The following is a 26,215-nucleotide window of genomic DNA, read 5'->3' on the forward strand; positions in this document are numbered from 1 at the left end:
TAAAGATTCCATAGTTGCTGATGGGCATCCTAAGCATCCCATACCAAATGACATTAATATTTCTGCTGCCTTTGGATATGTATTTACAATTTCACCTACTGTCATATCTTTTGTTATCATAATTTAATTCCTCCACTTATAACTATATATTTTATATCTTTTTTCTAATAGATTGTATACTATCTTCTAACTTACAATATTCATAATTATTATTCATTGTATTTACAAAAGCATTTATCCAATGTTCTCTTAATTCATAAAATACATCTACTGATATTCCTTCATTTTCCCAGATGTCCTTATGTACACATACTCTTCTCTTCCACATTATGCTTTCTTCACTTGAATCAATTACTTCATTTACTCTATCACATGGCATTCCATCTAAAATATAATCATTCATACTATTAAAAATAGTTTCTGCATTTATATTTTCTAGACTTTCTTTAGCTTCATTTGCAGCACTAACACCTTGCTTTTCGTATACTTTTCTCATATCTAAAATATAATCTTCATTATTTTCTAATATAACCTTTGTCCAAGAAGCCATTCTTCCTTCAGCACTATGAATTTTTTCTTGTAACCATCCATGAATATTACTTGTATCAATCATATCTTCAAGATTTTTATTAGGTGTTTTTGCTCCATACTTTGAATTTATTTCAGCTTCTAATTTCTCTACATCTATTCCTTTGTCTTTAGCAAGCTTTATAATTTCACCTTCTAAACCTTCAAACCATAATACTTTATTAAATAACCAATAATGTATCTTTCCTAAAAATAAACTCATATTCTCTTCTCCTATCTTTTGCATAATAATATTTTAATTTCTTAAAATGTATTATCTAAATTATATTATTACTATACACCAAGTTTTAATCATATTAAGTAACACAGGTTACAAACTTTTAAAATAATTTAATTGTAACAATTTTATATAACTCTATTGCAATCCATTCATTCTAGATATCATAATGCCTAATGGTTCTCTATGTTCAATATAATTACTTTTACTATAATCTTTCTTATCTAATCTTGAAAAATATCTAAAAATTTTATTCAGTTTCTTCACGACTATCGCTCCTCTCTTGTTGATTTTACTTAGTTATATCCTCACCTGCTGCAAATAATTCAAAGTTTATTCTTGATTTTTCTATACCTAAGCTTTCTAAACTTTTATAAACTGTTCTCATAAATTCTATCGGTCCACAGAAATAAAATTCTCCATCCATAGGTAAATTATTTGCTATCCAATCTTTATTTATTCTACCTTTAAAATCGAAATCTACATTTTCCTTATCTTCTTCTAATGGTCTTGTATATATTTGTATTAAATCAATATTTTCTTCAATATTTAGTTTACTTAATTCATCCTTAAAAGCATGATATTCAGAATTTTTAGTACTATATACTAATTTAACTTTCCTATCAGTACCCTTAGTTGCATATGCCATTGATAGCATTGGAGTTATTCCTATTCCTCCACCAATTAAAACTACAGGCTCATTTCCTTCTTTTAAAACGAATCTTCCCATAGGAATTGTTGCTTGAACCTTATCTCCAACTTTAATATCTCTACATAATTGTTTACTTAAATTACCATCTTCTTCAATTTTAACACTTATTCTGTAAAAATCTTCCTTTGAGTCCATAGATAAAGTATATTGTCTTACTGTACTATATTCTTTTTCTCCCTTTTGAATTCTCACAGCTATAAATTGCCCAGGAAGAGCCTTAGGTAAAGGCATATCATCTGCTGCTTTTAAATAAAAAGATGTTACTACCCTATCTTCTTGAACTTTATCATATACTATAAAATCTTTGAAACCCTTCCAAACATTATTATTCATATTAATTATCTCCTTATCATTTGTTCTTCTTACATTATTTTACTTATTTAAATTTATTACAGTTGCCTTAAGTCTAGTCATAGCTTCAATTGAATATCTTATTCCTTGAACACCTATTCCAGAATTTTTAACACCTAAGAATGGAAAATGATCTGGTCCTCTTTCTGTTTTATTATTTACTTGAACTGTTCCAACTTCTAATTTATCAGCAATATAAAATGCATCATTTATGTTTTCTGTAAATACTGATGATTGTAAGCCATATTCTGATTTATTAGCAATTTCAATTGCTTGTTCTACATCTTTCACCCTAACTACTGGTAATATTGGCCCAAATGGTTCTTCCCAAGCTATTCTCATTTCTTCTGTAACATTGTCAATAAGTATTGGGTAAATTAAATTTTCTTCTCTATTTCCACCTACAATTACTTTTCCACCTAAATCAATTGCATCATTAATTAATCCTTCAACAAAATCTGCACTCTTTGAATCAATTAATGGAACAACATCTGCATCTATTTCTAATGGATTTCCAACCTTTAAACTTTTAATTTCTAACTTAATTTTTTCAACTAATTGATCTGCTACTTCATCAACAACTAAAACTCTTTTTATTGCTGTACATCTTTGACCTGAATATGAATAAGCTCCTGCTACTATATTTTTAGCTGCTAAATCTAAATTTGCATCTTTTAATACTATGGCAGCATCTTTACCACCTAATTCCATTAATACGGGTACCATCTTTGATAATTGTGAAATTCTTTCTCCAATTTGAGAACTTCCTGTAAAGTTTATGAAATTTATATCTGAATGTGCGACAACATAATCACCAATTTCACTTCCTCTACCTGTAATTGTATTAACCACTCCTGCTGGTACTCCTGCTTCTTCAAATATCTTAACTAAATATAATCCACTTAAACTACCTTGCGTCGCTGGCTTAAATACAACTGAATTTCCTGAAACTATTGCTGGTGCTATCTTTGATGCTGCTAAGTTTACAGGATAATTAAATGGTGATATTGCTAATATTACTCCTAACGGCTCCCTATTAATTATTCCTATCTTATTTCTTTTTCCCCCTGGGAAACTATCCCCTTGAAGCCCTTCACCGTGAAGGCTCTTAGCTGTATCTGCAGTAAATCTTATAAAATCACATGTTCTAACTACTTCTGATTTTGCACTTTTTCTATCTTTTGCAACTTCCATCATAAGTAATTCTGATAATTTATCAGCTTCTTTTTCTAATATTTCAGCTACTTTATATAATATTTCAACTCTTTTATTTATTGGAGTTAACTTCCACTCCTTTTGAGCTTGTTTACTATTTTCTATTACTAAATTAACTTCTTCCTTGCTCATAGCAGGAACTTTTCCTAATACTTCATTATTTATAGGAGATTTAATCTCTATATAATTATTGTCATTACCTTCAATCCATTGTCCTTTTAATAATCTTTTAAATTCATTTTTCTCATTTCTTATCTTGTTTATCATTTGTTTTCCTCCATTGCCTTTTTCTATTGTCTTGCAATAAATTTACCAAATTCCACACATTCATCATTATTATCATCTATTTCTAATTCATTCACTATTAATCCATCACTTACTAAAACAGCTCCATAAGATTCCATTCTAGCTTGCCACTCTTCCATCCATTCACCAGTTCCCCAACCATATGTTCCAAATAAGGCTACCTTCTTACCTTCTATTTGCCCTTGTAATGAATTCACAAATGGTTCCATTTCAGTTTCATCTAAAGTTTCAACACCACAAGCTGGGCATCCTATAATTATTACTTCTTCATTTTTAATATCATCTACATTTACATCTGAAACTTGTACTAATTTAGAGCTTTTTCCCTCTGATTCAATTCCTTGTTTGATTAGCTCAGCTACTCTTTTTGTACTTCCTGTTTGACTCCAATATATTATTTTCATTTTACTACCTCGCTTTTAATAATTTTCTTGAATTATTTTATTTATATATTTTTAATTTCTACTATTTATTTTTTGTTTTGAAATTTTTTCAACTTAACTTATGAGCTTAGTATAAATGTATTTATTAAATTAAAATGTGATTCAAATCAAATTCTAAAAAAAGACTGAATTAAATTTTTTTAAATTTAATTCAGTCTTTTTATACTAATTTACTGTAGTTTCAATTAAATATATTCACTTAATTTTTCTTTATCTAATATTACTATCTTCTTTGTACCAACTATTTTTATTAATCCCTCTTCTTCAAACTTCTTAAGTTTTCTACTTATAGTTTCTCTTGTTACTCCAATATAGCTTGCCATGTCTTCTCTATTTATAGGTAAATCTATATTTATATTGTTATATTTTTTTCTTCCATACTTTTGAGATAACTCTAGTAATAAATATGTCATTCTTGCATCCATATCATTAGTAGCAAGATTTTGTGCAAGATTTTCAATTCTTGATAATCTTTCACCCATAACTTCTAGTATCTTTATTGCTATTTCAGGTTTACCTAACAATATTTCCTTAAAATTATCATTAGTTAAAGTACATATTTTACAATCCTCAATTGCTTTTGCATTAAATCCATATTTTGATTCTTTTAATAAGTTTAACTCACCAAAAAAATCACCTTCTGATAAAATATGCATTATTTGTTCCTTCCCATCCCTTGTATATTTATATAATTTTATTCTTCCTTCGTTTATAAAATATAAAGTTTTAGCTACTCCTCCCTCTAAAAATATAATTTCATTTTTTTTAAAATTTTTGTGTACTATTTTCTCAAGAACATCTATTAGTTCACAAGAATTTAAAACAGTAAAAATAGGTACCTTTTTGGTACAGACATCCTTCCTACAATTATCACAACAATTTCTCATATAAAACTTTTCTCCATTCTTTAAATAAAAAATACTTAAATAATAAATTAATATCATTTAAGTATTTTTATTGTTCTATTTAATTTACTAAAATTATTCCGTTAATCTTTCAGATATTGTTACTAATACTTTACTCTTAACCTTTGCAATTACATTATGCTCTATTCTTGCATCGAATTGCATTAAATCACCCTTATTTAATTCATATTTTTCACCATCTACAAATTCTATGGATACGCTTCCTTCATAAATAAGAATGCTTGCATATCCATTATGAGTATGATTAGGCAATCCTTTTCCTACTTCAAAATCAAAATATACAACCTTAAACTTTGGATTAAAAACCACAACTTCTTTACTTTCACCAATCTTATCTATATTAGCAATTTTTATAATTCCATCATCCTTAAAATTCATATATCCTCCTTATTTATAATAAATTTTTTATTTTTAATTTTATATAAAAATATACATTTTAAATTAAACTTCTTGTTGTAAACAAGTCTTTAAATCATCTTCTGGTGTACTTATAAGTCTTAAATTAAATGTATCAACTAAATATTGAAGTACATTTGGACTTAGAAATGCTGGAAGTGTTGGACCTAAAAATATTCCTTTTATTCCAAGTGATAATAATGCTAAAAGATCAGCTACCGCTTTTTGTTCATACCATGATATTATTAATGATAATGGTAATCCATTAACATCAGTTCCAAAAGCATCTGCTAATGCTGTTGCTATTCTAACAGCTGAATAAGCATCATTACATTGACCTACATCTAGTAATCTTGGTAATCCTGCAACTTCTCCAAACTCTAATTTGTTAAATCTGTATTTACCACAAGCTAAAGTAAGTATTATACAATCATCTGGAACCATTTTTGCAAATTCAGTATAATAACTTCTACCTGGTCTTGCTCCATCACATCCACCAATTAAAAAGAAGTGTCTTATCTTTCCATCCTTAACCGCATTTACTATAGTTTCTGCATTACTTAATGTAGCATTATGTCCAAATCCTACTAAAATTTCATGTGGCTCTTGGTCTTCTTCATATCCTCCAAGTTCTAATGCCTTATTTATTATTTCAGTAAAATCTTTCTTTCCATCCTTACCCTTAGGAATGTGTTTTACTCCATCCCAACCAACAACACTAGTTGTAAAAATTCTATCCTTATAAGTTTCTCTTGGTCTCATAAGACAATTTGTAGTCATCAAAATACAACCTGGAATATTGTCAAATTCTTTTTGTTGATTTTGCCAAGCACTACCAAAGTTTCCTACTAGATGAGGATATTTCTTAAGTCCTGGATATCCATGACTTGGTATCATTTCTCCATGAGTATAAATATTTATTCCCTTTCCTTCTGTTTGTTCTAATAACATTTCAAGATCTTTTAAATCATGTCCAGATACTATAATAAATGGTCCCTTTTTAATATGTACATTTACATTATGTGGTGATGGATTATCATAAACTGTAGTATTTGCTTCATCTAATTTTTTCATTACTGCAACACTCATATCTCCAGTTCTCATAGTCCACCTTATTAGTTCTTCAACAGATAAAGTATCATCAGTTGTTGCTTCTAATGCTCTTATATAAAAGTTATCAACTTGATCATCATAATATCCTAATTCTCTTGCTTGATGACCATATGCTGATATTCCTTTTAATCCATAAATTATTGTTTGTCTTAATGAACGAATATCTGGATCTAATTTTTGATCATACATTATTCCTGCCTTTTTAGCATCTTCTAACATTTCAGATTTTGTTTCACTTAAATTATAAGTTGCATGATCAGTATCATTTTTAATTTTTCCTACTTGTTTTCTTACTTTTTCCTTTATTCTTTGAGATTCTTTTAATATCTCCACATGAAAATCGGCATCAAAATTTACATTTGTTAAGGTTGTAAATAATGAATTTTCTATAAAACTTACTATACTCTTATCTACATTTTCCCCTTTTTCAACTATTTCTTTTGCATAACAACTTATTCCCTTTATTTGATATATAAGCAAATCTTGAAGTGCTGCAATTTCTGGTGTCTTTCCACAGACCCCCATTTTAGTGCAACCCTTTCCCCCCGCTGTTTGCTCACATTGATAACAAAACATAGGATATTCCATAGCCATGTTATTTTCCATAATTACACCTCCAATATATCTTTCTATACTATCATATATTTTGCTAAAACTTTTAAAATATACTTTTTAAATTATTAATTTTTCATCTATATAATGTATAAAATTTTAATCAAAAGGTAGGTATACAATTATAATAATATCTAACAATAATTGTATACCTACCTTAAGACTTATATTTTATTTTTTAATTATACTTCTCTTCTAATTCTTCTAGTATTAATATATATTTATTTTTTACTTCCTTATTATTAAGTTCATAATTTTCACATTCTACATTTATAAACTCAATTGTTTCCCTTTTTAAGTTTCTCTCTGCAAACTTATAAATAACTCTATCTTCCTTATCTATATGTCTTGTTAATAAATGACTATATGAAATTGCATTTGCTATTACATCCAGTTTTGATTCTTCTTCACCAGCTTTTAATTTATCTAATGCTTCTATTAATTCTCTAATATGTAATCTTCCTAGATCATGTTCTACAAGCATACCTTGCTTAACTGCCTTTTCTGCTGGCTCACCTAATTCTTCTACCATTTTAACAAAAAGAATCTTTTCTTCCTTTTTATGGTGATGGTTATCTGCATAATTTCTTACAAAATCTATTATCTTATCAAAATCTTCATACATAACCTCTTCACCATTTAATATTTTAAAACAGCACATTCTTATTACCTGTAACATTCTAATAATATATTTATGTTCTTCATTCATTATTTCTATAGCTTTCATCAATTGTACTCCCCTTATATTTTTCTCAATATTATTTTAATTTATGTTTTTATTATACATTAAACCTTAATTACATTACGTATCATATGTTACATATTAATAATTAAAATATATTCATAAAAAAGTGATTATATAAAATTTTTATTTGTCTTTTATATAATCACTTTATATATTAATAATTATTTTTCATTTAATTTTGCCATTACTTCTTCTAATTCTAATCCATGAACATAGCAAGCTTGTTCTAATGTTTCCATTGTAGCTGATGGGCATCCTAAGCAACCCATTCCAAATTCAGTTAATATATCAGCTGCTTTTGGGTGCATTTCTAATATTTCACCAATTGTATTATCTTTATTTATCATAATTAAATTTGCTCCTTTTATATATCTATATATTTATGTTATTTAAATTATATAATAAATATTTATTTCATTCTGTAACAAATGATACCTTAATGAAAAATATTACAAATTTTCTTTTATATTTTTAGGTGAATATGCTTTCTTTAATATAATTGGTGTTGTTATTGCACATATAACTACCATTATAATAATTGCGGGTAAAAAGTACATATTCATAACCCCCATTTTAAGTCCTTTATTTGCAATTATAAGAGCTACTTCACCTCTTGCCATCATACCGGTTCCAATTTGAATAATTTCATTTTTATTATACCTACATATCTTAGCTCCTAATCCGCAACCTATAACTTTACTTAACATTGCTACTAAAACTAATACTATTGTCATTGAGATAATTTCAGTATTTATACTAGGTATTTCCATTTCAATTCCTATACTTGCAAAAAATATTGGTGATAATAGCATATATGAAATAATATCAAATCTTCTAGATATATATGCTGTTTCTTTATTTTGAGATAAAACTACTCCAGCTACAAATGCTCCAGTAATATCTGCAACTCCAAAAAATTCTTCTGCTGAGAATGCCATTAATAAACAAATTACAAAGGCTCCTATAACAAATCTTCTTTTATCAACATTATGCATTGATATCCATTTTCCAAAAATTAAATAAACTAAATATCCAATTATTGCTGCAAATACTAAGAAGCCTAAAATCTTCAATAATACTAACCCAATTTTTACACTATTATCTACCATACTTGTTATTATTGTTAAAACTAATATTCCTAAAATATCATCTATTATTGCTGCTCCTAAGATTACATTAGCTGATCTTTCACTCATCTTTCCAAGTTCTCTTAATGTTTCTACGGTAATACTAACTGATGTTGCGGTTAATACAGCTCCCACAAATACATTTTGTAAAAATTCACTTACATTTGGTAAACTTCCATCATTAAATATATAAGCTACTATAGTACCACCAATAAGTGGAATAATAACTCCCATTGTAGCAACTACAAATGCAGATTTTCCTACACTTTTAAGTTTTTTAATATCACTTTCAAGACCTGCAGTAAACATCAAAACAATAACTCCCAATTCTGCAAGCATACTTAAAAAATCAGTTTCCTTTAAAATATTTAATACTGATGGGCCTAAAATTACTCCTGCAAGCAATGCTCCAACAACTTGTGGTAAATTAAATCTTCTTGTTATTAATCCTAAAATCTTTGTACTTAATAATATTAATGCAATATCTAATAAATATTTATATGACATAATCACTACTCCTTCGGTATGGGAATTTATTAAATCTATTATGTATATAGCATATTTATATATATTTATTCAGTTTAAAATTTATACTTCTTTTATTAATAGAAAAAAAGAGTTATTTGTCAGATTGAATTTATTAAATTCATCTGTATATAACTCTTTTAATTTACAAAATATACCTGCACCTCAGAGGTCCTTACTTTATTTTACAAATACTATTTTTACTTTAAATAAATCTCCATCTACGCTGATGTTAAAGGTCCCACCTTGAAGTTCAACAAAGCTCTTGGCAATTGCAAGTCCTAATCCTGAACCCTCAGTATTTCTTGATTCATCTCCCCTTACAAATCTTTCTGCTATTGTATCTACATTAAATGTTATTTCTTCTGCTGCCATGTTTTTCATTATTATCGCAACATCATCTTCATTTTCAATAATATCAATAAATACTCTTGTATTAGGCATTGCATATTTAGTTATATTAATTATTAAGTTTTCAAATACTCTAAATGTACGTTGACTATCTAAAGGTAATATAACTTTTCCTTCTGGCATATTCTTTCTAACTGATAGATTTGCTTCTTCAAGTTTATCCTCTAATTCAAGTAAAGTTTGCTTCATTAAAGCTATAACATCAATATTTTCTATATTTAATGTTATATTTCCACTAGTTGCTTTACTCATTTCAAATAAATCTTCTATTAAAACTTGAAGCCTTTGCGCCTTCCTGTCTAACGTTTCAATATATTGCTTACGTTTTTCCTCTGATAGATTTTCATCTTTTAAAAGATCTGCGTAAGTAATTATTGCTGTTAAAGGAGTTTTTAAATCATGTGATACATTTGATATTAAGTCAGTCTTCATTTTTTGACTCTTAACCTCTTCATCAACAGCCTTTTTAAATCCATCTTGAATCTTTTCTAAATCATTCTTAAATGGTTCAAATAATCCTAAATCTTCTTCTATCTTTACATCTAAATTACCTTTTGCAATTTTACTTGTTGCTTCTCTAAGTTTACTATACTTTTCGCTTATTTTATCCACATACTTTCTTATTATAAAAAATAAAATAACTGAATAAAGTATAACTACAGGAATTCCAAAGAACCAAATAGAAGTTATTATTAATAATATTACTGCATTTATTGCTAATAGCTTTATTATTAATTTATTATTCTTTTCTCTTAAATCTACTTTTGTTATTTCATCTAATGTTCTTTTTATAATTCTAACACAGAACATTATTACCATTCCAAAAATAGTTCTTTTCTTTATATAATCTATAACTCCAACATTAAATACATATTTAATAACTAATACAAAGAAAAATACTGCTGCATAGCTTAATACCCATATTATAAAGTTAAATATCCATATTACCCTCTCTGGAATAATTAAACTAGGTATTACTTCTGTAAATATTACTTGTAAATCTCCGTTTAAAGTAGCTTTAATAAGCTGACCTGCTAATGGTCCTAATGCTGCAATTGCAAGCCCAATAATAATTATCCAAACTTCAAATGGAATCTTACTTATCTTTCTAAATAATATTGTAGATTTAGCTTTCTTAATAGGAAATATCAATGCTATTAATGCTACGATTCCCGCTATTATAAATGCACCACCTGCCCCCATAGATTCATACATACTAATATCAGCATTTTCTATCCCCCATCTTATATTATCATAAGCATTTAGAACTTTAGGTACTGCATAAACAAATGTCATATTCTTAATTGGTTTAATATCTATATTATAATATCCTTCTTCATAATCACTATTAGAAATATCATATTCATTTCTAATATCAATTAAAGCTCCTTCTATATTTGACTTTAATCTCTCTTTATCACCACCAATAATTTCACCAACACTTAAATTACCATTATTATCAAAATTAACTACAGCATAAAATTGATATTTATCTTTATTTACTTCTGATAAATCAATATTATTATTTTCAAATTTTACATTTTCATTTAAAGTTGTATTAGTTTTATTATTTATAGTATTATAATAGTAATATTTTAAGTTTGCATCATTATTCCATCCTAAAGTTTCTCTATTAAATTGATCTATATTGTTATTTAAAGCTTCTTGTATATAACTAGAATATTCATCTGCTTCTTCTGTTATATTCTTTTTTATATCTAATAAAAAATCACTTGCACTTTGATTTTCATTTTCCTTCATAGAATCATAATATAATGCATAGCTTGACTCAGCTATAAGATTGGCAAATCCATATTCATTAAAATAGTTTACTTTTTTACTTTTAGCTGATTTATCTATTATCTTATACGAACTACACATTCCTAAAGCAGAAGTAACTATTATAGCTATCATTACTAATATAGCTATAATACCTTTACTTTTATATATTTCTTTATTGCTTTTCAATTTTATATCCAACTCCCCACACCACCTTCAAATATTTCGGATTTTTAGGATTAATCTCAATCTTTTCTCTTATTTTTCTTATATGAACCATTATAGTATCAGTATTTATCGCTTGTTCATTCCATACTCTTTCGTATATTTCATCAGCAGCAAATACCCTTCCTGGATTTTTTATAAGCAATGCTAATATTTTAAACTCAATGGGTGTTAGTTTAACTGGTTTTTCATCAACTGTAACTTCTTTAGTATCAAAGTTTAACTCTAATCCACCAACACTATAGATATTTTCTTTAACCTCAGGTTTTTTTACCATATTTAAAAATTTTGAATATCTTCTAAGTTGTGAATTAACCCTTGCTAATAATTCAAGTGGTCTAAATGGCTTAGTTACATAATCATCTGCCCCTATATTAAGTCCCATTATCTTATCAACTTCTTCTGATTTTGCAGATAACATTATTACAGGGAAATCATAATTTTCTCTAAGCTTCATAACAAAAGTTATACCATCCATTTTAGGCATCATTACATCAACTATTGCTAGGTGAATAGCTTCTTTTTTTAATACTTCTAAACCTTCAATTCCATTATTCGCTATAAAAACATTGTACCCTTGATTTGTTAGATATGCTTCTATAGCAATTGCTATATCATTTTCATCTTCAACAACTAAAACATTATATGAGCTCATTTTATCCATCTTTATTTCCCCCTCTTTTTTTTTATTTTACAAACATGTTTGCTTAATATATTATCAATAATAATTCTAAAAACTAAACAATAACTATATATAATTCTAAAGATTTTCTAAAAAAATTCCTCAGAAGAAAAAAACAAATTTTCTTTCCACTGAGGATACATATCTCTAACTAAGCTATATATTTTAAAATACCTTCACCTAAAATATATCCTGCTGAAATAAATACACCATTCCATATTAATATTCCAAAGGCTGAATATACTGTATATTTAAAAAAATTCATTTTAAGTACTCCTGCTGGTATTGCAATTATAGTTCTTGCAACAGGAATAAGCCTACTTACAAATACACCAATATGACCTTTGCTTCTTAAATATTCTAACTTTTCATCTATGTACTTTTTTTGCTTCGGAAACTTATTAATATATTTATCTAATAAAAAGTTTCCACCATAAAACCCTAAAAAATATAAAGCCCAACTTCCAATTACACCAGCTATAACTGATAATATTAAAACAAAAAGAAAATTCATCTCTCCTCTTGATATCCATAAACCTGCCAATGGCATTATTATTCCTGCCGGAAGTCCTGGTAAGTTTAAATACTCCAGAAATACAATTATAAATATAAACAACACACCATACTGTGACAAATAATTTAAAATACTATTAGCATTCATATTCCTTCCTCCAAATTTATCCTTTTTATTACTCACTATAATTTTACAATATCTCTAATAAATAAAGAAGATATTATACTAAATCTAAAGAAATTCTTAAGATTTAGTATAAGAAAAGACTATTACAACCTAGTTTACAATAGTCTTACTAACAAATTAATTATTAAATTATCTTTTACTTTTAACTTATCCCATACTTAAAGGTAACTCAATAATAAATGATGTTTCATTATTAATTATACTTTCAGCATGTATTTTACCTTTGTGATCATCAACTATAGCTTTGGCTATAGAAAGCCCAAGTCCATATCCACCAGTTCCTCTATCCCTTGAATCATCAACTCTATAAAATCTTTCAAATATTTTTTCCAAGTGTTCTTTTTTTATACCTTCTCCAGTGTTTTTAATTATTAATTTAGCTTTATTTCTTTCAGAAACAAGTGATACACCTATCTTTCCATTCTTATTTGTATATTTAATAGCATTATCCATTAATATACTTATAAGCTTTTTTATTTGATCTTGTTCACCCTTTATAAAAATATTATCAGCTACATCTTCCTCTAATATTAGTCCTTTTTCAAATATCACTACTTCGAATACTAATAAAGAATCACTCACTATCTTACTAAAATTAATATTAACTCTTTCTTCCTTCTTCCTATTTGCATCTAAATTTGCTAATGATAGCATCTCATTAATTAATGTTGACATTCTACTGGCTTGGGAGTCTATATAATTAATCCATTTTTTCTGACTCTGTATAGTTTCTAACTCATTTTCCCTTAATAATGAAACATTAGTCTTAATAATAGTTAATGGCGTTCTAAGCTCATGGGAAGCATCTGCTATAAATTGTTTTTGCTTTTTAAAGGTTTCTTCTAATGGGTTTATGGCCTTATTAGTAAAATATATACTTATAAAAAATAATAAAACTAAACTCAATGATCCAACCCCAATAAATATTTTTAATAAACTAAATAACATCTCTTGTTGAAATGATTTGCTCATTAATACTATTCTTTTACCATTTCCTATATCGTGCTTTAAATACGCAAAACTTTCACCATTAATTTTTATTGTATCCATCTCTTTGCTACTATCGATAATCTTTGTAACAATATTATTTATATCTAAGTCATCAATATTCAATCTAGAGGAGATAGAAACTATTTGATTGATATTGTCTAAGTCTATCTTTATTGTCATATCCATTCTGTGATCCTTAGGCATTGGCTTTTGTTGTGGAGCAACCATCATATTATTCCATAATTGCATATGCATATCCTTTTCCATACTATAAGCCGTACTTAAATATATGGTTCCAAATATACCTATAAATACTGCTGTTAAAAGTCCCATATTAATTAATACAAATTTTATTTTTAGTTTTTTAAACATCTCTAACTTTCCTCCAACTTATAACCAACACCTCTCACTGTAGTTATATTGGTAGTAGATGCAACATACCCAAGTTTTTTTCTTAAAAAAGAAATATATACCTCTATGTTGTTATACTCTGCATCTGAATCATATCCCCATATTTTACTTATTAACTCATCCTTAGTTACTATTGTTTTTGGCCTTTGCATAAAACATCTTATAATCTCAAATTCCTTTAAAGAAAGTTTAATGCTATTGTAAGGTCCTTCTAATTCATAAGTAGAAATATTCAATTTAATATCTCCAAATTCTAAAACATTATCATTTATAATTTCTCCTTGTCTTCTAGTTAAGGCTCTTAATCTAGCCAATAATTCATCTATTGAAAATGGCTTTGCTAAATAATCATCAGCACCACTATCTAATCCCTTAACTTTATCTTCAATTTCTCCTTTAGCTGTTAATAGAATAACCGGGGTCTTTATATTCTCTTTTCTTAATCTTCTAAGAACTTCTAATCCATTAAGTTTAGGTAGCATAATATCTAATACTATTACATCATATATATCTGTTAATCCATAATCTAGTCCATCTTCACCATTATATACAGCATCAACTACATATTTATTTTTACTTAATATTTGATTAAGCGCTTCTGAAAGCTGTATTTCATCTTCTACAAGTAATAACCTCACTAATCTCATCCTCCTCACTTACTATATATCTAATTCTTTACCAAAATTTTAACATAGAAAGTAAATATTTAGGGCGTTTTTAAGATTATTTTAAGGTTGTAGTACTATTATTAATTTGTAAGTTAACTTTAATTTAATATTAGATAAAATTGGAGGTGATTATTCTATGAATAAACCAAGACATGAATTAAAATTCTTCATTAATATTTCTGATTATTTCGCAATAAAAAATAGAATTAAACATATAGCTTCCATTGATAAAAATTCCGGTTCATCTGGAACTTATCATATAAGAAGCTTATATTTTGATAATTTTAATGACAAAGCATTACTTGAGAAAATTAATGGTTATAGTAAGCGTGAAAAATTTAGAATTAGGTATTATAATGATAATTTTGATTTTATTAGACTAGAAAAGAAAAGTAAAATTAATGGTCTATGTACTAAATTTTCGGCACCGCTAACAAAAGAACAATGTGAAAAGCTATTAAATAATGATATTGATTGGATGCTTGCTTCTGATGAATCATTAATTCAAGAATTATATTTTAAAATGAAATCTCAAATGTTAAAGCCTAAAACAGTAGTTGACTATACACGAAAAGCTTATATTTATAAACCTGGAAATGTTCGAATTACTATTGATAGTAATGTCAGAACAGGTATATGCTCTCAAGATACGTTTAACACAGATCTTCCAACAATGAAGATTCATAATAATGACACAATAATTTTAGAAGTAAAATTCGATGAATTTTTACCTGACATAATAAAAGATACAATACAAACTAATACACGAAAGTCAACTTCTATTTCTAAATATGCTAGCAGTAGAATGTTTGGATAAATTAAACACATAAACTTTGGAGGGATTATAGATGAATTCACAAATTAACTTTTCTGATATTTTTAAATCAAGTTTTTTAGAAAAGACTAGTAGTTTTTCAATTACAGATACTTTTTTAGCATTAGCTCTTGCTCTTGCAATTGGATTATTTATATTTTTAATTTACAAAAAGACATTTAAAGGCGTTATGTATTCAGAAAGTTTTGGTATGTCTTTAGTTGCTATGACTTTAATAACTACATTAATTATTCTAGCAATAACTTCTAATGTAATTTTATCACTTGGTATGGTTGGTGCATTATCTATAGTAAGATTTAGATCTGCTATAAAAGAACCCCTTGATATTGCATTCTTATTTTGGTCAATATCTGCTGGTATAGTTATGGGAGCTGGTCTTATTCCTTTAGGTATATTAGGTTCTGTATTTATAGGAATTATAATGCTTATATTTGTTAACAAAAAAAGTACTGATAACCCTTATATATTAGTTGTAAACTGTTCAAATGATAATAGCGAAAATGAAGCTATTAAGTTTATCTCTAGTTCTGTTAAAAAACATGTTGTTAAATCAAAAACTGTTTCTGCTGGTTCTGGAATTGAATTAACTGTAGAAATTAGATTAAAAGAAATGTCAACTAAATTTGTAAATGACCTTAGTCATATATCAGGAGTAAATAATGTTGTTTTAGTAAGCTACAATGGTGAATATATGAGCTAATCAATAGGTGGTGAAAAAATGATTTCAAATAAACACTTCAATAAACTTGTTGCTATATTAATTACCATAGCTGTAAGTTTTTCATTGATAATTATAGTGTTACCTAAAAGCTCATCAACTCCAACTTATATTGAACAACCTAATTATGTAACAACAATTTTTAATGATGAAAATGTTATGGATATAAATATAGAAATAGATGAAACTGCTTGGAAAGAAATGCTTGATAATGCTATGTCTGAAGAATATACTGCTGCCAATATTACTATTAACGGAGTTACTTATAACAATGTTGCTATTAGACCTAAGGGAAATTCTAGCTTGTCTCAAATTGCTATGGATAATACTACAGATAGATATAGCTTTAAAGTTAAATTTGATGAATATGTAGATGGACAAACCTTAGATGGTCTTAGTAAATTAGTATTAAATAACAATATGGCTGATGCTACTTATATGAAAGAATATCTTTCTTATAAATTACTTGAGTCATTAGGTGTTCCAACTCCAGAATGTGCATATGCACATATAACTGTTAATGGAGAAGAATGGGGCTTATATCTTGCAGTTGAGCCCATTGAAGAAGAGTTTATTGCAAGAAACTATGGTTCTACAGATGGTAACTTATATAAACCTGAAAGTGATAGTGTTGCTATGGGAAATAAGGATAATCAAAATGATATGAAAGATAAAATGAACAACAGAGATGCTTCTTGGCAAATGCAAGCTCCTCCTAATATGAATAATGGAGATGCTTCTTGGCAAATGCAAGCTCCTCCTAATATGAATAATGGAGATGCTTCTGGAGAAATGCAAATACCTTCTGACATGAGTAATAAAGATTTTTCATATGAATCACAATCACCTGATAGCACTGGTAATACCTCTAATGAATTACCTTCAAATATACCTAATGGAATGGGTGGAGATATGATGGGTGGAGGAATGGGAGGAAACTCTAATGGCGCCGATCTAGTATGGAATGGTGATGATATATCTAATTACTCTGCTATCTTTGATAATGCTATCTTTAAAACTACAGATAGTGATGATTATATTAAAATTTTAGACATGATTAAACATCTTGATACTATGGAGGATATTGAATCATATTTAGATGTAGATGAAGTACTAAGATATTTCGCTGCAAATACGTTCTTAGTTAATCTTGATAGCTATGCATCTAATATGAAACATAATTATTATTTATATGAAGATGATGGTATAGTTAGCATTTTACCATGGGACTACAATTTATCATTTGCAGGCTTCCAAGCTGGTTCATCATCAAATGCAATAAACTTCCCTATTGATTCTCCTGTTTCTGGGAGTTTAGAAGGAAGCCCCTTAATTGCTAAACTTTTAGAAATAGATGAATATAAAGAATTATATCATCAATATTTAAATGAAATAGTAATTAGTTTTGTTAACAATGGAACTTACGAAACCCTTATTCATAAAACAGATTCATTAATTAGTAATTATGTAAAAAATGATGCTACTGATTTTTATACCTTTGATCAATATGAAGAGGCTGTTAGTAACTTATTAACATTTGGATATGATAGAGCAACTAGTATCGCAGCTCAACTTGATGGTACTCAACCTTCAACAAGTACTGGAACTATTGAAACTACTGTTGATTTAACTGCTATGGGACAACAAGGTGGTGGAAATGATAAAGGTGGTATGAATAACATGGTAAATAAACCAGATAATAATACTACTACAACTGATAATAGTAATGCTACTAATACAGATAGCTTTACTCCAACATCAAATGATACACCTGAAAATGCTAGTGCTCCAATGAATAATTCTCCTGGAAACATGGGAGGTAATTCTTCAAACTTAGATCCAACAGTTATGATGCAAGCAATGCAAATTATTCAAAGTTCTGAAGATGGTACTATTACAGACTCAATTAAAGATGAATTATTAAATCTAGGATTAACGGAAGATGATATTACTCAACTTTCATCTATGGAACTTCCTAATCAAGACAGTAATATGCAAGATTTTAAAAATAATAATTTAGCAATGGCTCCAAATAATACTTCTTCTAATAATACCTCTTTAATAATCACACTTTCATCAATTGCATTATTAATAATAGCAATACTTGGAGTATCATTATTTAAAAAGAGAAAATACATTAGCTAAAATATTGCGCACTATTATTAGTGCGCAATTTAGTTATTTTACGCTTTTGACTTCGAATTCTTGGAATCTATATTTTTGTCCAGTTGGATTAACCTTTCCTTCTGGAACTTCTTCAACAAACATATCATAAGGTCTTACAAAAAGTCCACAATCCCCATATAAAGCTCTATAAAGAACCATGGTTTCTTGAGTTTCTGAATGCTTAACAAAATCTTCAACTAAATATAAATCTCCCTTAAAATGTCTGAAAATCTTTCCTTTAGAATTAGATATATCTCTCATAATTTTTCCTCCGTTAATAATATTGTATTAAAAAAAGAAACAGTTTGCTATTAACAAACTGCTTCATCTATTATATCATTATTTTCCACTTTAGTATTTACTTCTTCTTCATAAATTAAATACTTTCCATGAACCTTTACAAAATAATCTCCACAAAGATATAAAGGATATATTAACCATATCATAGTTATGTTTACATCAAAATTGTACTTATCCCAAATCATTAATATAGCAACAAATGAACAAATTATTGAAACTCCATTATTAATTATTAATGTTTTAATATTATTTACTTTTATTATCCTTAAGTTAATTACAAATAATATTATTGTAAATATTGAGTATAATACTGATTTTAATAAGTTTTCTATATTATAAATATCAACTCCATACTTTTTCATATAAAGTACATACTCAAACTTTTCCTTGTACTCTTTCCCCATCTTACTCCAAAAATCAAAGTCAGACCACTTATTTGGAATCATATCTAATGGAATAGAAATTTTAATATTTGTAATCTTAAAAAATATAAATACGGAAGCAATAGCCATTAAAATATATAGACTTACTAAAACTGGCTTATTTCTTGATTTAAATAAACTAGTTATTATTTTAATTAAAATCAATACTAAAGTGATAATTGGAAATATTAGTGCTATAAACTTTGCTATTATATAATAGATATTTCCGCTAATAGCCATTTCATTAATTCCAAATTTCATTTTAAAATCTTCAATCTTATTTAATGTTAATCCTGTACCATCTATTGTTAATCCATCTAGAACCTGCGAGGAATCTTCAGTAGCTTGAATCATAATATTTGCTTTAGAACCTTTTAAAATTCCCCTTACAATTAAATTTCTATCATTATAAACAATCTCTCTACCTACACAATTACTACTTCCAAACAATTTATAAGATGTATCATTATCTATTAAACACCCCTCTAAATCATCAGCAAATAGGTTTGATCCCTTAACTAATAAATTAGATGAGCCCTTTATAATTAAAACATCTAAATCACTTGCTATTTTCCCTAAATCAAGATTATTAGCAGATTGTAATGACTCTTCAGCCCATCCTACTACAGCTAACTCTGGCTCTGCTTCTTTTATAGTCTTAATGAGCTCTGTATTATAATTTTCATTTTCAAAATAGAAATTTAAAGTTTTATTTTCACTTCCTATATTATTTGCATAACCTAAAGATATTCCCCAGCACATAATTAAAGCAAATACAATAATTATTCTAACTATGTGCTTTAAATACCTTATCATTCAGTCTCCAGGCGAACTCTATCGCCATCTTCTATTGTTTTATTGCTATCAATTATTATTTTATCATTTCTTCCTAATGCACCTTCAGTTACAGCTGCATATTCACCATCTCTTTTTTCAATTTTTACATCAACTTTTTTAGCTATTAATTCTTTACCTAATACAGTTTCCTTTTCAGTAACAACTAATACATAATAACTATTACCATCACCTTGTCTTAATGCTGCTAACGGAACACATGTACCATATTTTCTTGATTTACTTGAAACCACAATTTCTCCACTATCATCAATTTCTCCTATTCCTACAGGTAAAACAACTGTTACATTTAAAGTTTCATTATTATCTTGATTTTTAGAAATAGAAGCTATAGTTAAGTTTTCAATAATACCATAAGTACCTAAATTTAAGGCAACTACTTGTCCTTGTTTTATTGAAGTTCTATTTTCTTTATCAATTTCTCCAATAAACTTATACCCTTCATTCTTATCTGCAATTGACGCTATAGTATCAGTTGTAACTCCACCATTTTCTGCAAAGACACTAGTAATTATTCCCTCCTTTTCTGAAGTGATTTTTCCACCAGCCTCTAGCAGAGGTTGAAGTTTTGCAAGTTCTTTATTATATTCATCAATTTTAAGAGAATCCTTTGTGTCCTGAAGCGCTCTATCTAAATCAACAGTATCATTTGATTCAGAAACAGCTGCATCATACATAGATTTCTTTGATTGATAATCAGAATATAAACTTTCTTCTATTCCTGGATCCTTCTCTTCATCACTTAATTTTGAATAATTATCTAATGCTTGCTTTGCTGTATTCATTTCATTTAAGGCACCTTGTACTGCTTGTTTTTTAGCATTTATAGCCTTATTATAATCCTCTGTAGCACGTGTTAAAGTCTTTTGCTCTTGTGCTATACTTTCCTTAATTTCATTAACCTTTTTTTCTAAATCTTCAGTATCAAGCTCAACTAATGTATCACCAACTTTAATATTTGAACCTTCACTTATATTTACATAATTAATTTTAAGACCTTCTACTACAGAAATTTTTTCTTCTCTATTTTTAACAACTACCCCTTTAGCCGTAACCTCATCTACTATTGTTTTAGTTTTTGGCTTATCAACTTTAACTCTTGGTATAGTCATAGAATCTGCAGCCCTGGATAACATGGTGCATCCTATCATTAATATTAAAAAGGCAAATAGGGCTTTTACTGCTTTTTTCTGCAATGTATCTTTACCCTTTTTTTCATATTTAAAATTTATAACTTTTTTTATTTTTTCTTTTTTATTCATAAATTATCATTCCTTTACTGCTGATGCTGCAATACCTTGCTCTAAATAGCTTTGACCTGCAAAAAATACTATTATAGCAGCTATTAATGTTACAGCAGATGCTGTAAATGCTATATCTGCATTTTCTAATGTAATATTTGGTAAATAAATCGATAATGGCCATAAAGCTTTATCCTTTAAAAATGTTAGTGGCTGCTCTATTAAATTCCAATATTCTAAAAACTGCAATACAACAGCTGACATTATACCTGGCATTCCTAAAGGTATTCCTATCTTAACAAAAATAATAAATTCACTAGCTCCATCTATTCTTGCTGATTCAATAATTGACTCTGGTATATTACAAAAGAATCTATACATTATAAACACTGAAAATGTTGAAAATATAGCAGGTAATATTATGCTTCCATGAGTATTAAGAAGGTGTAATTTATCTAACACTAAATAACTGGATAACATAGTAACTTGGAAAGGCATTAACATTACTACTATATAAATAGTAAATAACACTTTCTTAAAAGGAAACTTATATCTTGCAAATCCCCAAGCTGCTGGAATACCGACTATAAGTTGTCCACCAACTGATAAAAATACTATTTTTACAGAGTTCCAAAACATTACAAAAAATTCTGGAGTATCAAATAATAATTCTACATATGCACGCAAGGTAGGATAACTAGGTAATAATCCCCAACTTACATATCCTTTACTTTTTTCAGCTAATACTGGAGCAAGATAAGTGTTTAATTCATCTGCACCCATGAATGATCCTGCTAATAGAAATATAACTGGAAAACACATAAATATAGATATTGCAACTAATATAATAAATACTATTTTTTTCTTCATTGTATAAATCTCCTCAACTTAATCTTGGTTTTCCCATGCCCTTTGTAATAGCATAATCAATATAAATATTATTGCTGCCATAAGTACAGATGCAGCTGCCATTTTACTAAAATCTAATTCTCTGAACCAATTATTAAATAGGTGTTGCAATAAGTACATACTCTTATCTGGATAATCACCTGCAACTAAATACGCTTCTCTAAATACCTTAAATGAATTAAGAAGAGATAAGACTGCTACCGTATATAATGTAGGCTTTAAACAAGGTAATGTTATCTTCGTAAAACATTGAAAATTATTTGCTCCATCTACCTTAGCTGATTCATATATTTCTTTAGATATAGAGTTCAATCCAGCTAACCATAAAATAATATTATACCCCAAATTCTTCCATATATAACTGAATACTAATATCCAAAACGCCCATCCCGTACTCATCCAATCTTGACCTGCTATATTAAATTTATCTAACATAGCGCTTAAGAATCCTTGCTCATTAAAAATAATATTCCATATTAATACTACTGAAGCTATTGGCACTGCCATAGGTATTAAAAATGCTGTTCTTAATACCTTTGATGCTTCTGTAAATTTATTTAATACTACAGCTATTACTAAGGATAATGATAATAACAATGGTATACATATAAGAACAAATCTTATAGTATTACTAGCTGCCAATTTAAAAGCTGAATTATTAAATATATCTATATAATTGTTAACTCCTATAAATTCTCTTGAAATGGCACTTTGAAAAGATCTTAAAATTACATCCAAGAAGGGAAGCAATGTAAACACTGCTACCCCTATTAAACTTGGCAATACAAAATATAATCCAGTATATTTTGTTTTTTTCTTTACTTTTTCTTTCTCTAGTTTATCTGTTTTTACTTTTCTTATTTGTTTTAATTTATTAACCTTTAACTCTACCATATTACTCCGATAAGTATAAATCTAAGTTATCTACAACCGTATTTATAGCCTCCTCTAAAGATATTTCACCCTGTGCATATAAATTAAATTGCTTTGCAACTTCTGTTAATAATACTGTATTTACTGTTGCCGCAACATTTAAACTTTCTATTTCACCCTTTAATCTATTTACATCTTCACCATTAGGAAGTAACATATTTACTTCTTTTGAATTTCCAAATTCATCTCCCCATCCCCAAGTACCTTGAATATAGTGATTTGTTGCTTCATCAAATTCTAACTCATTTCCTTCTTCCTTCATTTTTTCTGTAGAAAAAGCATTTTCAAACGTATTAGTATTTATACTAAATCCTCCATCAGAATACATTACATTAGAATTAGCATTTATTAATGATACTATGATTTCTTTAGCTTGGTCTTTATTTTTTCCCTTTGCATTAATTCCAACTAAGTTTGACGGAATAAATATATTCTCATCTCCTCTAGTTAAAACCTTATAATCCATTTCAGGTGAATTATTTAAAAGGGTAACCATAGACCCATAATCATAAGTCCCTGCAAGTCCACCTAAAGATAATAATGAATTTCTTTCAAATAAAAATGAATCTGCATAAATAGATGGATTTAAATAATATTGTAAATCATATACTTCATAGTCTTCTTCGCTATATTCTTCATCAATATCCTCTTCAATATCACTACTTACAGAATTATCTTGATCATATCCCTCTAATTGAGAGTATTTATCTTCCATAGTTGCCATATATGATTCCTCATTAGCTTGAAGTGCAGCGTACATTTCATTAGCTTTTTCAAAGAAATTTCTTAATGCATCTTCATTTATAGTATCATCTTCGTTTAACCAATCATTTCCATACAAGTAGTATAATGAATAAACTAAAGAACTTCCAGTAAAGTAATTATCAAATATCCTTTTTTCACTTTGAGTTGATAATTTTTTTGTTAACTCAACTAATGAATCTAAATCAGAAACTGAATTAATATCTTCTTTATTACCTAATAATATTGGATATTTAAATGATGTAGGTATTTGATATATCTTTCCATCATTAGTGTATGCATCTACAATATTCTTGAATATTGTTCCATCTTCTACTAAAGGATTTATAACATCACTTATATCTTCTAATAAACCTTTTTCAATATATGACTCTGCTGATAATCCATCTAATATTATTATATCTGGTCCATTTCCAGCCATTATTTCAGTATTTAAATTTTTAAGTGCATCTGATTGAGTTGTTCCATCACCATAAGTTAAACCAATTTCATACTTAACATAAGTATCTGGATGTTCTTTTGCATAGCTTGAAATAGCTTGTCTAATTGAATAATTTTCTAACATTGAATATACCACAAGTTGATTTTCTGGAACTGATGGTATATTTGCATCATAAGCAAAATTAATAATTGAAGCTCCAGATTGAGTATTAGACCAATCACTAAATGCAGTTAAGAATTCACCATTACTTTTTTCAATAAATGCCATTAAATACATTTCGCTATCACCAAAAGATGAAATTGCAGAATCAACTAATTGATTTACTTTTTTACTTTTCATATCATACTCATATAAGCCTAAAGTATTATAATAATATATTTTATCTTTACTTCCTGAATTAACGAAATTTGGATAATAATTAGAGTTTTCAGATATTGTTGCCTTTTCTAAAGCTTCTAAATTACCTTTTTCTTTCCCATTAGTAGTATCATATTCTACCAATGAATCCAATTCATATATAATTAATGAATCACCTACTAAGAAAAAGTCATTTATCCATTCTTCAGCTTCATATATATTCTTTTCTTCAAAAGTTTTACCATCAAATTGAACTATTTTTTCATTATTACTACCTGCAGTAAAGAATACATCTCCATTTAAACTACATTTGAAGTTATTATAACCCATTTCCATTGAATCATCGTCGTTATATATTGAAAGGTCTAAATCAATATCAGTTAAATTTCCATCTGTATCTACTGTAGCATACTTATATTCAGGTTCTTCATAAGTAAATTCTTCTGATATTGCTCCATCATCACTGTCTACTGACATAGAGTCATCTACTACTCCTTCTTCCATTTCTGTAACGGGTTCTTGAAAATAATAAGATAATAGTATTGTTCCATCACTTAAATATCCTATATTATTAGTATATGTTTCCTTTCCTTCTTCTTTAGGTAACTCTATAGCTTCTTCCGTCCATGTTTTTCCTCCATCTTCAGAAACAAAAGCTACTGGAGTGAAATCCTCTGTTGAATATCCAATCATACCTATTTTATCATTATCTAATAAACTTAAATTTTTGACCTCAACTCCTTCTGGAACTTGATATCTCTCTTCAACATATCTCCCCATTGATGATTTTCCACTATCCTTTGAACAACCTACTATCCCTAAGGATAACGTTAATGTTAAAGCTATTGAAATTATCTTTTTCAATCTTATTCTCATACTTACCTCCATAATATTTATAAATTATTTGCATTTTATTTCATAATATCATTTATTATTATATTTTTCCACAAAAACCCTATTATAAATTCTTACGAACTTTTCATTAAAAATAATAAACTATATAATATTATTCTCCTTATCTAATTAAACAGAAGAATATTCTGAAAAGTTCCATATTTTATATTTTTAACTATTTTATATCATATTTCTTAAATTAATATTAATATATTATTAATTTAATCTTACAAAAAAGG

The 26,215-nt window shown here is 27.5% G+C and carries 26 protein-coding genes; 3 read left to right on the forward strand and 23 right to left on the reverse strand.

Translation table 11 applies throughout. The features are described from left to right. The 17 genes from Q0G30_RS11055 to Q0G30_RS11135 form a co-directional block, all read right to left on the reverse strand. The coding region (locus Q0G30_RS11055) for a DUF1858 domain-containing protein (RefSeq protein ID WP_366013929.1) at window positions 1-123 on the reverse strand (123 nt) is incomplete at its 3' end. 28 nt (window positions 124-151) lie between these two features. Continuing rightward, window positions 152-790, reverse strand: a complete 639-nt coding sequence (locus Q0G30_RS11060; protein ID WP_294389844.1) for a hypothetical protein — start codon at window positions 788-790, stop codon at window positions 152-154. Window positions 791-943: 153 nt separating this feature from the next. Next, window positions 944-1,072, reverse strand: coding sequence for a hypothetical protein (locus tag Q0G30_RS11065; RefSeq protein WP_294389847.1), 129 nt, complete (start codon window positions 1,070-1,072; stop codon window positions 944-946). A 25-nt stretch (window positions 1,073-1,097) separates the two neighbouring features. Continuing rightward, window positions 1,098-1,850, reverse strand: a complete 753-nt coding sequence (locus Q0G30_RS11070; RefSeq protein WP_294389849.1) for an FAD-binding oxidoreductase — start codon at window positions 1,848-1,850, stop codon at window positions 1,098-1,100. A gap of 39 nt (window positions 1,851-1,889) precedes the next feature. Continuing rightward, window positions 1,890-3,350: an NADP-dependent glyceraldehyde-3-phosphate dehydrogenase gene (locus Q0G30_RS11075; RefSeq protein WP_294389852.1), complete on the reverse strand. Its 1,461-nt coding sequence runs from the start codon at window positions 3,348-3,350 to the stop codon at window positions 1,890-1,892. A 23-nt stretch (window positions 3,351-3,373) separates the two neighbouring features. Further along, complete coding sequence (locus tag Q0G30_RS11080) at window positions 3,374-3,793, reverse strand: flavodoxin (RefSeq protein ID WP_294389854.1); 420 nt, start codon at window positions 3,791-3,793, stop codon at window positions 3,374-3,376. Window positions 3,794-4,017: 224 nt separating this feature from the next. Further along, entirely contained in the window at window positions 4,018-4,719 is a 702-nt protein-coding gene (locus Q0G30_RS11085; protein WP_294389857.1) for a Crp/Fnr family transcriptional regulator, read from the reverse strand. 93 nt (window positions 4,720-4,812) lie between these two features. Then, window positions 4,813-5,136 (reverse strand): cupin domain-containing protein, encoded by a 324-nt coding sequence (locus tag Q0G30_RS11090; RefSeq protein ID WP_294389860.1) that lies wholly within the window; start codon window positions 5,134-5,136, stop codon window positions 4,813-4,815. Between the two features lie 63 nt (window positions 5,137-5,199). Then, on the reverse strand, window positions 5,200-6,873 hold the full coding sequence (gene hcp, locus Q0G30_RS11095) for a hydroxylamine reductase (RefSeq protein ID WP_294389861.1): 1,674 nt from the start codon (window positions 6,871-6,873) through the stop codon (window positions 5,200-5,202). Window positions 6,874-7,057: 184 nt separating this feature from the next. Next, on the reverse strand, window positions 7,058-7,606 hold the full coding sequence (locus tag Q0G30_RS11100) for a hemerythrin domain-containing protein (RefSeq protein ID WP_294389865.1): 549 nt from the start codon (window positions 7,604-7,606) through the stop codon (window positions 7,058-7,060). Window positions 7,607-7,785: 179 nt separating this feature from the next. Further along, the gene (locus Q0G30_RS11105) at window positions 7,786-7,971 is read right to left on the reverse strand and encodes a DUF1858 domain-containing protein (RefSeq protein WP_294389869.1); all 186 of its coding nucleotides are present in this window, start codon (window positions 7,969-7,971) and stop codon (window positions 7,786-7,788) included. 102 nt (window positions 7,972-8,073) lie between these two features. After that, window positions 8,074-9,261 (reverse strand): cation:proton antiporter, encoded by a 1,188-nt coding sequence (locus Q0G30_RS11110; RefSeq protein WP_294389907.1) that lies wholly within the window; start codon window positions 9,259-9,261, stop codon window positions 8,074-8,076. A 195-nt stretch (window positions 9,262-9,456) separates the two neighbouring features. Beyond that, a complete protein-coding gene (locus Q0G30_RS11115; RefSeq protein WP_294389872.1) occupies window positions 9,457-11,667 on the reverse strand; it encodes a sensor histidine kinase in 2,211 nt (736 codons plus the stop codon). Beyond that, window positions 11,642-12,346: a response regulator transcription factor gene (locus Q0G30_RS11120; RefSeq protein WP_294389909.1), complete on the reverse strand. Its 705-nt coding sequence runs from the start codon at window positions 12,344-12,346 to the stop codon at window positions 11,642-11,644. The genes Q0G30_RS11115 and Q0G30_RS11120 overlap by 26 nt, the downstream gene beginning before the upstream one ends. Window positions 12,347-12,524: 178 nt before the next feature. Next, on the reverse strand, window positions 12,525-13,034 hold the full coding sequence (locus Q0G30_RS11125) for a DedA family protein (RefSeq protein ID WP_294389876.1): 510 nt from the start codon (window positions 13,032-13,034) through the stop codon (window positions 12,525-12,527). Window positions 13,035-13,220: 186 nt separating this feature from the next. Further along, window positions 13,221-14,435, reverse strand: coding sequence for an ATP-binding protein (locus Q0G30_RS11130; protein ID WP_294389878.1), 1,215 nt, complete (start codon window positions 14,433-14,435; stop codon window positions 13,221-13,223). Between the two features lie 2 nt (window positions 14,436-14,437). Continuing rightward, a complete protein-coding gene (locus tag Q0G30_RS11135) occupies window positions 14,438-15,112 on the reverse strand; it encodes a response regulator transcription factor (RefSeq protein ID WP_294389881.1) in 675 nt (224 codons plus the stop codon). A gap of 166 nt (window positions 15,113-15,278) precedes the next feature. Between Q0G30_RS11135 and Q0G30_RS11140 the strand changes: the two genes are divergently transcribed. From Q0G30_RS11140 to Q0G30_RS11150, 3 genes are read left to right on the forward strand one after another with little or no spacing between them, the layout of a single operon-like run. Continuing rightward, a complete protein-coding gene (locus tag Q0G30_RS11140) occupies window positions 15,279-15,959 on the forward strand; it encodes a polyphosphate polymerase domain-containing protein (RefSeq protein WP_294389884.1) in 681 nt (226 codons plus the stop codon). A 31-nt stretch (window positions 15,960-15,990) separates the two neighbouring features. Continuing rightward, a complete protein-coding gene (locus tag Q0G30_RS11145) occupies window positions 15,991-16,677 on the forward strand; it encodes a DUF4956 domain-containing protein (RefSeq protein WP_294389887.1) in 687 nt (228 codons plus the stop codon). 18 nt (window positions 16,678-16,695) lie between these two features. Then, the gene (locus Q0G30_RS11150; RefSeq protein WP_294389888.1) at window positions 16,696-18,840 is read left to right on the forward strand and encodes a CotH kinase family protein; all 2,145 of its coding nucleotides are present in this window, start codon (window positions 16,696-16,698) and stop codon (window positions 18,838-18,840) included. A gap of 33 nt (window positions 18,841-18,873) precedes the next feature. Here Q0G30_RS11150 and Q0G30_RS11155 read toward each other — a convergent pair whose 3' ends face one another. The 6 genes from Q0G30_RS11155 to Q0G30_RS11180 are packed head-to-tail and all read right to left on the reverse strand — an operon-like array spanning window position 18,874 to window position 25,958. Continuing rightward, entirely contained in the window at window positions 18,874-19,125 is a 252-nt protein-coding gene (locus Q0G30_RS11155; protein WP_133013651.1) for a DUF1653 domain-containing protein, read from the reverse strand. A 47-nt stretch (window positions 19,126-19,172) separates the two neighbouring features. Further along, the gene (locus tag Q0G30_RS11160; protein ID WP_294389891.1) at window positions 19,173-20,399 is read right to left on the reverse strand and encodes an ABC transporter permease; all 1,227 of its coding nucleotides are present in this window, start codon (window positions 20,397-20,399) and stop codon (window positions 19,173-19,175) included. After that, a complete protein-coding gene (locus Q0G30_RS11165) occupies window positions 20,396-21,700 on the reverse strand; it encodes a biotin/lipoyl-binding protein (RefSeq protein ID WP_294126380.1) in 1,305 nt (434 codons plus the stop codon). Before Q0G30_RS11165 ends, Q0G30_RS11160 begins: the two co-directional genes overlap by 4 nt. 6 nt (window positions 21,701-21,706) lie before the next feature. Next, on the reverse strand, window positions 21,707-22,549 hold the full coding sequence (locus Q0G30_RS11170; RefSeq protein WP_294389894.1) for a carbohydrate ABC transporter permease: 843 nt from the start codon (window positions 22,547-22,549) through the stop codon (window positions 21,707-21,709). An 18-nt stretch (window positions 22,550-22,567) separates the two neighbouring features. Beyond that, on the reverse strand, window positions 22,568-23,482 hold the full coding sequence (locus tag Q0G30_RS11175; protein ID WP_294389899.1) for a sugar ABC transporter permease: 915 nt from the start codon (window positions 23,480-23,482) through the stop codon (window positions 22,568-22,570). Between the two features lies 1 nt (window position 23,483). Further along, window positions 23,484-25,958 (reverse strand): extracellular solute-binding protein, encoded by a 2,475-nt coding sequence (locus Q0G30_RS11180; RefSeq protein WP_294389901.1) that lies wholly within the window; start codon window positions 25,956-25,958, stop codon window positions 23,484-23,486. Window positions 25,959-26,215: the final 257 nt, after the last annotated feature.

The organism is uncultured Clostridium sp., from assembly GCF_934754925.1.
Taxonomy (GTDB): Bacteria; Bacillota; Clostridia; order Clostridiales; family Clostridiaceae; genus Clostridium.

Coding starts and splice junctions, on each gene's coding strand:
- Q0G30_RS11060 (WP_294389844.1), bottom strand. CDS start 790: ATGAGTTTATTTTTAGGAAAGATACATTATTGGTTATTTAATAAAGTA.
- Q0G30_RS11070 (WP_294389849.1), bottom strand. CDS start 1,850: ATGAATAATAATGTTTGGAAGGGTTTCAAAGATTTTATAGTATATGAT.
- Q0G30_RS11075 (WP_294389852.1), bottom strand. CDS start 3,350: ATGATAAACAAGATAAGAAATGAGAAAAATGAATTTAAAAGATTATTA.
- Q0G30_RS11080 (WP_294389854.1), bottom strand. CDS start 3,793: ATGAAAATAATATATTGGAGTCAAACAGGAAGTACAAAAAGAGTAGCT.
- Q0G30_RS11085 (WP_294389857.1), bottom strand. CDS start 4,719: ATGAGAAATTGTTGTGATAATTGTAGGAAGGATGTCTGTACCAAAAAG.
- Q0G30_RS11090 (WP_294389860.1), bottom strand. CDS start 5,136: ATGAATTTTAAGGATGATGGAATTATAAAAATTGCTAATATAGATAAG.
- hcp (WP_294389861.1), bottom strand. CDS start 6,873: ATGGAAAATAACATGGCTATGGAATATCCTATGTTTTGTTATCAATGT.
- Q0G30_RS11100 (WP_294389865.1), bottom strand. CDS start 7,606: ATGAAAGCTATAGAAATAATGAATGAAGAACATAAATATATTATTAGA.
- Q0G30_RS11105 (WP_294389869.1), bottom strand. CDS start 7,971: ATGATAAATAAAGATAATACAATTGGTGAAATATTAGAAATGCACCCA.
- Q0G30_RS11120 (WP_294389909.1), bottom strand. CDS start 12,346: ATGAGCTCATATAATGTTTTAGTTGTTGAAGATGAAAATGATATAGCA.
- Q0G30_RS11125 (WP_294389876.1), bottom strand. CDS start 13,034: ATGAATGCTAATAGTATTTTAAATTATTTGTCACAGTATGGTGTGTTG.
- Q0G30_RS11130 (WP_294389878.1), bottom strand. CDS start 14,435: ATGTTTAAAAAACTAAAAATAAAATTTGTATTAATTAATATGGGACTT.
- Q0G30_RS11140 (WP_294389884.1), top strand. CDS start 15,279: ATGAATAAACCAAGACATGAATTAAAATTCTTCATTAATATTTCTGAT.
- Q0G30_RS11145 (WP_294389887.1), top strand. CDS start 15,991: ATGAATTCACAAATTAACTTTTCTGATATTTTTAAATCAAGTTTTTTA.
- Q0G30_RS11150 (WP_294389888.1), top strand. CDS start 16,696: ATGATTTCAAATAAACACTTCAATAAACTTGTTGCTATATTAATTACC.
- Q0G30_RS11160 (WP_294389891.1), bottom strand. CDS start 20,399: ATGATAAGGTATTTAAAGCACATAGTTAGAATAATTATTGTATTTGCT.
- Q0G30_RS11165 (WP_294126380.1), bottom strand. CDS start 21,700: ATGAATAAAAAAGAAAAAATAAAAAAAGTTATAAATTTTAAATATGAA.
- Q0G30_RS11170 (WP_294389894.1), bottom strand. CDS start 22,549: ATGAAGAAAAAAATAGTATTTATTATATTAGTTGCAATATCTATATTT.
- Q0G30_RS11175 (WP_294389899.1), bottom strand. CDS start 23,482: ATGGTAGAGTTAAAGGTTAATAAATTAAAACAAATAAGAAAAGTAAAA.
- Q0G30_RS11180 (WP_294389901.1), bottom strand. CDS start 25,958: ATGAGAATAAGATTGAAAAAGATAATTTCAATAGCTTTAACATTAACG.